Here is a 12,438-nt window from a genome sequence, read left to right as displayed (position 1 = left end):
CGGCGGATTTTTATTTTGAAAATTGACGTTCGATATTTTGAATTGCCAATATTTGTTCGCGCATGAACTGGACTTTGTTCTGGTTGTTTTGGATGCCCTTGATGCTGGTTGGGCTGGTGCGTAAATCGTCAGACGCCTTGATAAAGCGTTTCAGCAGTGCACACATAACGCGGTATTTCATGATTTGACGCAGGGTTTCATTGTTTACACTGGGCATAGAATATTGTGAATTATTGTGTAATTTGCAATATGTTTCATATGTGCGACGACATATCCCCAGTTCAATTTGCAATGGGGCAAATATGTCGCGATAGATAAAGCGATAGTTGGCTTCGGCAAAGTCAATGAATGACAGGGTGCTGGTTTCGGGGTCATATAAAACATTGCCCGGGTTCAGGTCGCAATGTGACCAGGCGGCACGTGTGTCGTATTCGAATGTGCCGATGTTATCGCGAATGCCCGCCATATATTTTATTTCGTCATCCTTGAACCAATGATGCATTTTGTTTTCGATAAATTTATCCAGACGATTAAATTTCAATTCGTTTGCGATTTTATGACGTTGGATTTCCTGGACGGGTTTCAGTTCGTTCATATCAACCAAGAATGCAGCAACGCCATCAATGATTTCATATTGCTGGCGACGGGACAGGGTTTTGAATAAATCGGCTGTCAGATGTTGACCGGGGGCACATTCTTCCAGTAATTGATATTCGTCGTCTTTGATATAAATCATGCGTGGAATGTTATAGCGTGGATTACCAACAGCATAGATTTCGTCAATGGCATCTTTGGTTTTATGCTGTTTGGCCAGCCATGCATCACGTGCGTCAGCATTGAGTGTTGGCAAGGGACGCTTCATAATCAAACTGTCGCCAAAATAGACGATGTAACTTTCGCGACCGTGGATAAGATTGTTTATGTTCTGTGTCATGGCGTTAATATATTTTTGAATCCCGCAGGTGTTTTAATATGTCTTCTTGGGTGCGTAATTGGCATTTTGCCATGTATTCGGTGTATGCGCGTTTGTCGCCACATGCACGCGATTGCAGGGCACGGATATAGGCGGCTTTGTCACTGCGTTTGTTAAAGGCAATTGGACGGTATCCATTTCGCAACAGTAACCAATTCATAATCAGGCGGGCGGTGCGTTTGTTAAAATCATCAAACGGCTGTAACATTATCATTTCATAATGTGCATCGTATGCACGTGTCAGAACGTCGCGCTTGGAATGATTCATGTTATAAATAATCTGGCGCAGTTCGTAATCAATTACACTGTAATCGGGGGCGTTGTATGTCATGCCATCAATGCTCATACGCAGTTTGCAGTTCGTTGTGCGAAAGTTATAGCCGTCAATATTCGTGTTTGCACACAGTTTAGCGTGGATGATGCGGATGTCTTCGATGTTTATTTCCTGGGACTTGTTTTCCATGATATAGTCATATGTGGTTGCAATGTTTGACACGCTGGTTTCGTCCAGGTGTTCTTTGGGGACAGGACATAAAATCTGGGGTTCTTCAAAGGCAATTTGACGACGCAACCAATTTAGGTTGTTTGTGCGCTTGACCGAAGAAAAGCTGTCAAAACAATCGTCCAGTTCCGCACGTTTCAGGGCGATTTGTTGTTTTGTTGTTGTTTTTTGTTTGCGTGGCGACATTTGATTTGCCCTTTGTTTGTTTGTTATAAATATAGTCCATAAATTTATTTTGTCAAGTTTTTGTGCGTTTTTATGCTGTTGTTTCAAAATTCGTGTTGAATGTGGGGGCAAATTGGTTTATTCTGGGGGCAAATCAGATGAAAGGGGCGTTTATGTTTAAGAATTTAGTTGTTTTTATGATGCTGTTGTTGCCGGTGGTGGATTGTGTGGCTGCACCGAAAAAGAAAAAAGAAGAACCGGTTGTACATCTGACTGATGAGCAGATTTATGAAGAATTGAAAAAACTGGCGATGGTGTTCGAAGTGGCGCGCGATAATTTCGTCGAAGAAGCAGATGAAAAAAAGATGTTAGAGGCCGCAATGAACGGTATGTTGGGTGCGCTGGACCCACATTCGTCGTATCTGTCGGCGGACGATTTCAAGGAATTTAATGACAAATCACATGGGGAATTTGGGGGACTGGGGATTCAGATTACCAGTGACCGTGGCGCGGTGCGCGTGATTTCGCCGATTGACGATACCCCTGCAGACAAGGCGGGTATTAAGGCTGGTGACTATATTACCCATATTGATGGTGAACAAGTCTTTGATTTGACGTTGAACCAGGCGGTTAAAAAGATGAAGGGACGTCCCGGGACTAAGGTTAAATTGACAGTCGTTTCCGATGATGGCGAACCACGCGAAATGACATTGAAACGTGCGATTATCAAGGTGGAATCGGTCAAGCATGATACAAAAATGTTGGCGGATGCCGACCCAGATGACAAGGATACACCAAAAATCGGATATATCAGAATTTCAGATTTTGGGGCGACAACATCGCGTGATTTGAACAAGGCGATAAAAGAACTGGAAAAGGACAAAGTTGTTGGTTATGTCGTTGATGTGCGCAATAATCCCGGCGGTTATCTGACGGCGGCGATTGATGTGTCAGATGCGTTCTTGGACGGTGGTGAAATTGTGTCCACACGTGGCAAGGAAAAGACAGATATTGAACGTGTCTTTGCAAAACCGGGGGATTTGGTTAATGGGAAACCAGTTGTGGTGCTGATTAATCATGGGTCGGCATCGGCGTCTGAAATTGTTGCGGGTGCATTACAGGATAATGGACGTGGTCTGGTTATGGGATCGCAATCGTTTGGCAAGGGCAGCGTGCAGCAGCAAAAGCCACTGGGGGATGGAACGGCGATTCATATCACGATTGCGCGGTACTATACACCGTCGGGGCGGTCGATTCAAAATGAAGGTATTACCCCGGATATAGAGGTTTTACATTCTAAGGTAGAAGTGCTGGAAAAAAAGGAAAGTATGTATTCCGAGGCGTCTTTCAAGAATTCGCTGAAAAATGACAAGGCGAAAAAGAAAGACAAGAAAAAGTCTGATAAAGACGACAAAGATTCTGATGACGAAGAAACGCCGTTCGAAGAACTGACGGACGAAGAAAAAGATGCGCGTGACTATCAATTACAACGCGCGATGGAAATGGTGATTGCCATGGATACTGTGAAATCACGCAGTATTTCCAGTCCGACAGATGTCGAACTGACAGAAGATGTAGAAGAATAATTCAGGGGGCAAATGCCCCTTTTTTTGTTTTATTAATCTTGCCATCGGGGGATTTTGGGGGTACAATTGTGGCATTGTGTAAAATTGGTAAAGGAAAGTTATTATGTCTAAATTGATTGTTGATGGAAACTGGGCGGCGGCGGACGTCGCGTACAGATGTGTCGATTTCGCAGCGATTTATCCAATTACCCCCAGCAGTACTATGGGTGAATTGGCGGATGAATGGTCGTTCCAGCATAAAAAAAATATTTGGGGCGCAATCCCACAGATTATCGAAATGCAGTCCGAAGCGGGGGCGGCCGGCGCGATGCATGGCGCATTACAGATGGGCAGTTTGGCGACAACATTTACAGCGTCCCAGGGTTTATTGTTGATGATTCCGAATATGTATAAAATTGCCGGTGAACAGACGCCGTTTGTTATGCATGTGGCGGCGCGTGCGCTGGCAACACATGCGTTGTCGATTTTTGGCGACCACAGTGATGTTATGTCGGTGCGTTCGACAGGCTTTGCGATGTTGTCGTCGCATAATGTGCAACAGGCACACGATATGGCGGCGATTGCGCATGCGGCAACGTTGCGGGCGCGGGTGCCGTTCTTGCACTTCTTTGATGGATTTCGTACCAGTCACGAAGAATCGCGTCTGACGCGCATACCGGACGAAGTGTTGGAAAAAATGATTCCTGAAAAATTGGTGTTGGAAAATCGGGCGCGTGGTATGACACCGGACCGGCCGACAATCCGTGGGACTGCGCAAAACCCAGATGTCTATTTCCAGGGACGCGAAGCGGCAAACCCACTGTATGAAAAAACACCGGAAATTGTTCAGAGGTGTATGGATGAGTTTGCGGAACTGACGGGGCGCAAATATAACCTGGTCGATTATGTGGGTGATGAAAATGCGGAATTTGTTATCGTCGCTATGGGCAGCGCGGTTGACACGATTGAAGAAACATTGCCACACCTGCCACGTGGATTGGGATTGGTCAAGGTACATTTGTATCGGCCGTTCCCGGTTGATGCGTTCCGTCGTGTGTTGCCAAAATCTGTGCGGGCAATTGCGGTGCTGGATCGTACCAAAGAACCGGGCAGTATTGGTGAGCCGCTGTACCAGGATGTAAAGTCGGTTGTAGCGGATGGTGTTGCGGTATTTGGTGGACGATATGGACTGGGGTCCAAGGAATTTAAACCGCGTGATGTTAAGGCGATTTATGAAAACCTGATGCGGGGACAATTACATCATAACTTTACAGTTGGAATTGAAGATGATTTGATGGGGTTGTCGTTAAAGACTGATCCGGCGTTCGCAGTCGAAGATCCGAATTTCAAGACTGCAATTTTATATGGTATCGGCAGTGATGGTACAGTTGGCGCGGTAAAAAATATTGTTAAGATTGTTGGGGAAAATTCTGATTTGTATCCACAGTCTTATGCTGTGTATGATTCTAAAAAATCAGGTGGCTTAACCGCATCGCATATTCGTTTTTCAGATGCGCCGATTAAAAGTCAGTACTTGGTCGAAGTGGCAGATTTTATCAGTGTTTCAAACTTTATGATTGCGCAACGTTTTGATGTGTTCCGTGGTCTGCGTGCAGGCGGTACGGTGATGATTAACACATCGATGACACCGGATGTTGCGTTTGCGAATTTGCCACGCGATACCCAGGAACACTTGATGCGGATTCGTGCAAATGTTTATTTCTTGGATGCGAATCGTGCGGCTGCAGAATTGGGATTGGGTAATCGCATAAATACGTTTATTATGTTGAACTTCTTTAACCTGACCAATGTTATAGATCCAGCCCAGGCCGCAATCAGTGCCAAGGCTGCAATCGAAAAAACATATAAAAAGAAGGGCATGGACGTTGTTCAGGCAAACTGGGCGGCGGTCGATCGCGCGGCGGAATTTTTGCATAAATTTGACATGCCATCGTCGGTGTCGAATTTTGCGCCGGATTTCGTGCCGGCTATGACATTGGATACGCCGGCGGAAATTGCAGGGACATTAGGCGAAATGGCGGCACAGCGTGGGGATGCGATTCCTGTTTCGCGTTTCCGGGTCGATGGTGAATTTGGCGCGGGGCAGTATCCGGTTGGTACATCAAAATACGAAAAACGTGCCATATCGGATAAGGTGGCAACCGTTGATATTGATAAGTGTATCCAATGTGGCAAGTGTTCAATGCTGTGCCCACATGCGGTTATTCGGATCAAGGCTTTGACCGCAGACCAGGTCGATGCGGCGCGCGCCAAGGGTATCAAAGTTGTACCGATGAAGACACCAGAATTGGGGCCGGATATGTATTTCACAATTAATATTTCGCCGGCCGATTGTACGGGATGTAATGTGTGTGTGAAAAATTGTCCGACGGGGGCGCTGTCTATGGTGCGTGCGGCGGACGTTATGGCGGATAATCAGGCGGCATTTAATGCGGCCGAAAAATTGCCGGATATGGAACGCGAAAAATTAAACCTGAATATTCCAAAGCATGTGGAATTGTTGCCACATTACTTTGAATTTCCGGGTGCGTGTGCGGGGTGTGGTGAAACGCCGTATGTAAAATTGTTGTCGCACCTGTTTGGGGAACGGATGGTGGTTGCCAATGCAACGGGTTGTTCATCGATTTATGGGGCGAATTTGCCAACGACACCGTGGACACGTGACGCAAATGGTCGTGGGCCGGCGTGGTCAAATTCACTGTTCGAAGATAATGCGGAATATGGTTTGGGTATGCGTTTGGCATTGAACCAGAAGCGTGATAATCTGCGGGCGTTGTTGTTCGAATTGGGAATTGAAAATGTCGAAGATATATTTGATGAAACAGATGCCGTAAAACAGCGCGCGTTGGAAGTAGAACTGCGTAAACAGTTGGCGAAAATTGACGGGCCGCGCGCGCGTCTGGCGGAAAGCCTGATTGGTGAAGTCGTCGATAAATCTGTGTGGATTATCGGTGGCGACGGTTGGGCGTATGATATTGGGTATGGCGGTGTTGACCATATATTACACAGCGGTGAAAATGTGAATATATTGGTTCTGGATACCGAAGGGTATTCGAACACCGGTGGCCAGCAGTCTAAGTCTACGCCGTTTGGTGCCAGTATGAAATTCGCAATTGGCGGTAAAGAACACGCCAAAAAAGATTTAGGTATGATTGCGATGATGAGTGGCGCATATGTCGCACAAATTGCACTGGGGGCAAACCAGGCCCAGGCAATACGTGCATTCCGCGAAGCGGCATCGTTTAATGGGCCGTCAATCATATTGGCGTATGCACCATGTATTGCGCATGGGTTCGCACTGCAAAATGGCGTGGAACACCAAATGCAGATGGTTCAGACCGGTGCGTGGCCGTTGTTCCGATTTGACCCGCGCCTGATTGCCGCGGGGCATAATCCATTGACCATGGATTCAAATGTTGATAATCCGTTGCCGTTGGAAGATTTCTTGAAAACAGAATCGCGTTTCGGTGCGGCGCGTGCGGCAAATCCGCAGTTTAACAAACTGGTTGATATGGCCAAGGCAAACAATGCGTATAAAAGTGAATTGAAAAAACATATTGCGCAGTTTGCAATGCTGAATAAACCGGTTGTCAAAGAAAATGGGGAAGGCTAGGTATGAAAAAAATTATTTTATGTGCGTTTGTATTGTTTTCGGCCTGTACATTTCAGACCAAACATCGCGGGTATGTGTTCCCCGATGATTTGGCGTCCCAGGTTGCGAATATTAAAACAACATCGGCGTTAATTGAAAAAATTGGTGCGCCCCAGGTCAAGACTATGTATGGGGACGAAGTTTGGGTGTACTATGGCGCGGATGAAAACTATCGCGGGCCATTGGCACCGACATTTACCGACGAGACGGTTTTGTTGGCATGGGTGCGTGGCAACCGGGTATTGAAAACCCAGGTTTTACACGATGCGGATTTGCCGGATGTCCAGATTGCCGAGGGCGAAACAGAAATCCCCGCGGCGATTGAGCTGAACGCAATCGAAGAATTGTTTAACAATATTGGACGATTTAGTCCGGCCGGTATGGGACAGTAAAAAAATCCCCCAATGTCCACCCACGCAAACATTCTTTTGCGCGGGGCCCGGATGGGGGATTTTTATTCACTGTATTTGCAACTAACACCTGCGCCAGATATTGCAAATTCGCCGGATGATTCATAGTATGTGCCGTTTGGCATATAACATGTTGTTGCGCCAATGGTTCCGCCAACCGATGTCCCATATGCCTGGGTGGTCATTGCGCTGTTTGTATATGCGCCAGATACCGCGGGACAACGAGTGCAATTGAAATTTGACGTGCTGGTTGATGTGGCCCAATTGTATTTATTATAATATCCCGGTGCACAGCGATAATGCCTTTCGTATTCGCAGGTTTGGTTTTCGCAACTGCAATCGGCATAGTCACGGTATTGTCTGGATGTGGTTGATGAATCAGTGGTCCATGATGTATCGTCGGTACATGTTGAGCAATAATTACAGACGCTGCAACCAAATCCATACATTGTGGTGGAAAAATTGCCATAAACTATTTCGAGTGGGTTAAGGCCATATCTGCCTTCGCATCTGGTGCAACTAAAAATCACACCATAGGTGACGTAATTGGGGCCACTGCATGATGTTAAGTCAGTATCGCAATACATAACGGGGATTTCTTCTAGGGTGGAACAGTTAGTTATATCGCCAGGATTGTTTAAATAGTTTTGACTTTGTTCATATGAAAGGCAGGATTCGTCGACCTTTATTATTGCGCCACGTGGCATTGATGGGTTGGTGGTAAAATAGCTGGTTACGATTGGGCATGGAGAGTCCACGACAATATCAGAGTCTGAACCACATATTTCAAGCCCGGTACAAAATCCTGTGGGGTCAGAATTTGTGGTCCAGTAATTGTACAGTTGTCTGTATGTGTCAAAATAGCCAGAAATTTCGTTTGCGATATCGATTGCGGTTTCGTCTTCCATTTGTGATTCATTTGCAATTTCTGCACCTTTGTCATCAATCATATCCATCAGGTCACTAGGTGTTCTGCACCAAATAGAACCACAACTATCATCGACACGATACATCAATTCTTCGCAGACGGAACATCTGTCGGCGTATGCGGGGAATATAACCGACGAAAAAAATAAACCAATGACCAGGTTGAATCTGAATTTACCCAAAAAAGATAATTTTGACATATTTTGCTCTCCCATTATTCTTTTGTCATGTCTAAACGGTGGTTTAGATTCGGCATAAAATGGGATTGACTTTCTTTTGAAATTGCGCCAAAATTGCTTCAGAAAATATGTCGAAAACAAACCACCGTTTGGATTCGGCATAAGGAAATTGCTTGGAGTCTTGGAATTCTGCGCCTGTGGGCGTTTTTTATTTGCCCAATGCGGATATTATTTCGGCGAAGTTGTCGGATGCGTCGCCGGTGGCGTTTATTTCACTGAATTTTATGCCGGGGGCGGTGCGTAACCAATTAACTGCGGGCATGGTGATGCGCTGAAAATTTTCCAGACGGTGGCGGATGATATCCATCGTGGCGTCATCGGCGCGTTTTGTGCCATCGCGGATGCGTTTTTGGATGCGGGCAATTAATGTTGCGTCATCGGTTGCCAAATACAGGACATGGATATCAAATTTGTCGGCATAATTTTGAACCAACCATTTTGCCTGGCCCAGTGTGCGGGGGAATCCATCCAGAATCATATCATGGTTTGAAATTTTTTGTGCCATTAAATCACAGACCAATTTATCTGGCACAAGGTTGCCCGCCGATATTAATTTGCCAATTTCGGAATCTGCTGGTTCGGCGCGAAGCAGGGCGCCGGCCTCGATATGTGTCAGGGGGTGGCGCGCCATTAACATGCGTGAAAATGTCCCCTTGCCAACGCCGGGGCCGCCCATCATAACGATGATTTGTTTTTTGTTATTCATATTGTAGATTCTATCATAAAAAAACACCGTCTGCCAGGCAGACGGTGAAACAATTTATATATTTACAAATTATTTTTTGCTGTTTTCGATAGCTGCGCCCAAGATGTCGCCCAAAACAGAGCCGGAATCGGCTTCGTTTGCGAATTCTTTGACTGCCTGCTTTTCCAATGTCACCTGCAGAGCACGGACAGACAATTTAACAGTGTTGTCTTCGACGGAAACAACGGATGCTTCGACGCTGTCGCCAACGCTGTATTTTGATGTGTCCTGTTCTGATTTTTCACGGGACAGGTCTGTGCGACGGATAATACCGCGTACATCGCCCGCCAATGTCAAAACCAATTCATCAGGTGTGATTTCGGAAACTGTGCCGCATACAACCGCGCCTTTCTTTAAAGAAGCCGAGTTGTTTTCAGCACTTTCTGTCAACTGTTTGATGCCCAGTGTAACGCGTTCTTTTTCTGGATTGATGTCCAAGATTTTCGCGGTTACTTCCTGGCCACGAACGAATTTCTTCAGTTCTTCTTCGTCCAGTTTGTTCCATGACAGGTCAGAAATGTGAACCATACCGTCCAATTCTGGGGTCAAGGCAACGAACAGACCGAATTCAGTTGTGTTTTTGATTGGGCCTGTGATTACATCGCCAACATTGTGGGTTTCAGCAAACTGTTTCCATGGATTTGGTTGCAGCTGTTTATAGCCCAATGAAATACGACGTTTATCCTGGTCGATGCCCAAAACAACAACGTTTACATCCATGCCGTTTTGCAGAACTTTGCTGGGGTGGATGTTCTTGTTTGTCCAGGACAGTTCAGACATGTGAACCAGACCTTCGATATTGTTGCCCAGATCAATGAATGCACCGTAATCTGTCAAAGATGATACTTTGCCCGATACTGTGTCGCCAACATTGAATGCACGGGATGCTGTTTCCCATGGGTCTTCTTCCAGTTGTTTCATGCCCAAGGAAATGCGATGTGATTCTGGGTCGAACTGGATAACTTTGACCTGAATCTTTTCACCAACGTGAACCAATTCGCGTGGGTGATTTACGCGTTTCCAAGACAAGTCGGTTACGTGTAACAGACCATCGATGCCGCCCAAATCAACGAATACACCGTAATCTGTGATGTTTTTCACTGTACCTTCCAGGACTGCGCCCAGGGAAATGTTCTTCATCGCTTCTTTCTGCGCCGCTGCGATTGTGTCAGACTGAATCGCGCGACGTGATACGATTGCGTTTGTGCGCAAAGCGTCCATTTTCAATACGCGGAATTTGTCCTTTAACCCAATCAATGATTTTGCATCGCGGATTGGTTTGTGGTCAACCTGGGATGATGGCATAAATGCAAATACGCCATTGATGTCAACAGTAAAGCCACCACGTACAACATCGATAATTGTACCTTCTGGGTCGATACCTTCGGCAACTGTCTTTTCCAGGTCTTTCCATGCCTTTTCAGCGCGGGCCTTGGTATATGACAGAACGGCTGTGCCTTCGCGGGATTCATAACGTTCAACAAAAACGTCAATGATGTCGCCAACGACGGGTACAGATGCACCGAATTCTTTTAATGGAACGCGACCTTCGGATTTTAAACCAACGTCGACCATTGCAAAATCACCACGGATATCTTTTACAGTACCCTTGGTTGCATAGCCTTGTAAAGTTTCTTGGGAACCATAGTTCGCGTCAAACATCTGGACAAAATCTTCGCCAGATACAGGATTAAATAAATCTTTGGATAAATCTTTCATAAGAAAATATTCATCAAAGTTTGCCACCCTTCACCAAGGTTTCGGGTGGCAGGCCACCTAAAATCTCTCTGGGGGTCTTGTGGGGTTAATCGGATTGATAATGCGCCCACCCGCAAAATCGCACTAATTATATGTGTTTTTTTAGAAATTGCAAGGATTTGTTCACTAAAAATATGCACCCGGTTCGTGGGCGGGTTAATTGATTTGAACCGGTACAATCGTTTGCCGCTTGGCCGTGTCCAGCGCATGATACTGGAATGGGACGGTCGCAAAGTCTATGGATTTCATATCAATGCTGCGAATTGTGCGGTTGTACATGGTGTGATAATATATCGTCATGTTTTTCAGGTCGGTCGCCACAGTCCACTGGGTCGCAGACGGCATATTGTTCGGGGCGCGGCCAACGGCGAATTGAACCCCCAATGGCACATCAAAGTTGTTTAACAGATGAAATGCCTGGTTCACGGTGTCCATGGCGGTCGGCTGTTCCAATGAATATGTTTTCAGGAATGCCGCACGAACAAAGCGTGATGGCGGGGTAAAGTCCCCCGGCAGGCCCAAGAACCCAGATCCCGAACCAAATGCCCGCAGGTCAATTGGACCGAACTTGGTTGGGCCTGCGCCACCGGGATGCAGATTGACATAGTTGTTCAGGTTTGTGGTTTGCCACTGGAATCCGGGTGAATTTGTTAACACACCGATTTCGTTTTCATAGAAGTTCGGCACGCCGTCGACGATTTCCATAACAACCTGGCGGCCGGATGGTTCAGTGATGCGCCAATGTACGGTGGATGCGGACGGGTCTATGTTGATAATGCGTACATCGTTGATGGCGGCTTTGACCTGGTCGATGGTGGAAAATCGTGACAGTATCCATGATACAACCTGGAAATCGGCCAGGGAAATATCCTGGTCGGCGGGGTTATATGGCTTGTATTCGCCATAGTTTGGAAAATAGAACAGGGCGGCGGACAGGCCGGCTTCGTTCGTGCCGTCGACGACAAATTCAGGCTGTTCAACCGCCATGCCGACATAACCATACAACGATATGTACGACAGTCCATTCATTGTCCCATCGGGCAGTAATGATTGCGTCGCGTGACCGCGTGGAACGACGGTATAGATATTGTTCATTTCGGTTCCCGACCAATCAATGGTGCGGGCGACGATTGTTGCGTCGTCTTTGGATTTCAGTGTTATGCCGGTGCATGCGTCGGCAGATTGTATCAATGTCAGGCACGCAACCAGTGCGCTTAGTATTTTTATGTGTGTCATGTGTGTTTCCCCCTTGGTCATAATTATTGATGTTTTTGGCGCTTGATGCACTAGGGGTGATTTCATATAAATATTTTGATTGATTTTTGTTTTTTTGCGTTATATAATGCGCGTCGCATTGGGGCATAGTTTAATGGTAGAACTCCGGACTCTGACTCCACATATGCTACACAACAAAAAATCCCAGATTTCCGCATAATACAGCCTGAATTTCGGGCAAAAATGGCCGTTTAACATTTGTGCAT

General features: G+C 46.2%; 9 protein-coding genes. 3 read left to right on the top strand and 6 right to left on the bottom strand.

Going from position 1 to position 12,438, the window contains the following annotated elements:
- Window positions 1-10 precede the first annotated feature (10 nt).
- Window positions 11-934, bottom strand: a complete 924-nt coding sequence (locus tag E7008_04425; GenBank protein MBE6457158.1) for a hypothetical protein — start codon at window positions 932-934, stop codon at window positions 11-13.
- 4 nt (window positions 935-938) lie between these two features.
- Window positions 939-1,661 carry a Fic family protein gene (locus E7008_04420; GenBank protein ID MBE6457157.1) on the bottom strand — a complete coding sequence of 241 codons (723 nt, stop codon included), beginning with the start codon at window positions 1,659-1,661 and terminating at the stop codon, window positions 939-941.
- A 137-nt stretch (window positions 1,662-1,798) separates the two neighbouring features.
- On the opposite strand from E7008_04420, the gene E7008_04415 reads away from it, so the two are divergent.
- The 3 genes from E7008_04415 to E7008_04405 all read left to right on the top strand — a co-directional run bounded on the left by E7008_04415 (window position 1,799) and on the right by E7008_04405 (window position 7,270).
- Complete coding sequence (locus E7008_04415; protein MBE6457156.1) at window positions 1,799-3,226, top strand: S41 family peptidase; 1,428 nt, start codon at window positions 1,799-1,801, stop codon at window positions 3,224-3,226.
- Window positions 3,227-3,329: 103 nt separating this feature from the next.
- Window positions 3,330-6,839 (top strand): pyruvate:ferredoxin (flavodoxin) oxidoreductase, encoded by a 3,510-nt coding sequence (gene nifJ / locus E7008_04410; protein MBE6457155.1) that lies wholly within the window; start codon window positions 3,330-3,332, stop codon window positions 6,837-6,839.
- 2 nt (window positions 6,840-6,841) lie between these two features.
- Window positions 6,842-7,270, top strand: coding sequence for a hypothetical protein (locus tag E7008_04405; GenBank protein ID MBE6457154.1), 429 nt, complete (start codon window positions 6,842-6,844; stop codon window positions 7,268-7,270).
- A 62-nt stretch (window positions 7,271-7,332) separates the two neighbouring features.
- On the opposite strand, the gene E7008_04400 is transcribed toward E7008_04405, so the two are convergent.
- The 4 genes from E7008_04400 to E7008_04385 form a co-directional block, all read right to left on the bottom strand.
- Complete coding sequence (locus E7008_04400; GenBank protein ID MBE6457153.1) at window positions 7,333-8,415, bottom strand: hypothetical protein; 1,083 nt, start codon at window positions 8,413-8,415, stop codon at window positions 7,333-7,335.
- Between the two features lie 187 nt (window positions 8,416-8,602).
- On the bottom strand, window positions 8,603-9,160 hold the full coding sequence (locus tag E7008_04395) for a nucleoside monophosphate kinase (protein MBE6457152.1): 558 nt from the start codon (window positions 9,158-9,160) through the stop codon (window positions 8,603-8,605).
- A 69-nt stretch (window positions 9,161-9,229) separates the two neighbouring features.
- A complete protein-coding gene (locus E7008_04390) occupies window positions 9,230-10,918 on the bottom strand; it encodes a 30S ribosomal protein S1 (GenBank protein MBE6457151.1) in 1,689 nt (562 codons plus the stop codon).
- A 195-nt stretch (window positions 10,919-11,113) separates the two neighbouring features.
- On the bottom strand, window positions 11,114-12,193 hold the full coding sequence (locus tag E7008_04385) for a choloylglycine hydrolase family protein (protein ID MBE6457150.1): 1,080 nt from the start codon (window positions 12,191-12,193) through the stop codon (window positions 11,114-11,116).
- Window positions 12,194-12,438: the final 245 nt, after the last annotated feature.

The sequence above is a fragment of the Alphaproteobacteria bacterium genome (assembly GCA_015062495.1).
Lineage (GTDB): Bacteria > Pseudomonadota > Alphaproteobacteria > Rs-D84 > Rs-D84 > Enterousia.
This window is presented reverse-complemented; position numbering and strand designations above follow the sequence as displayed.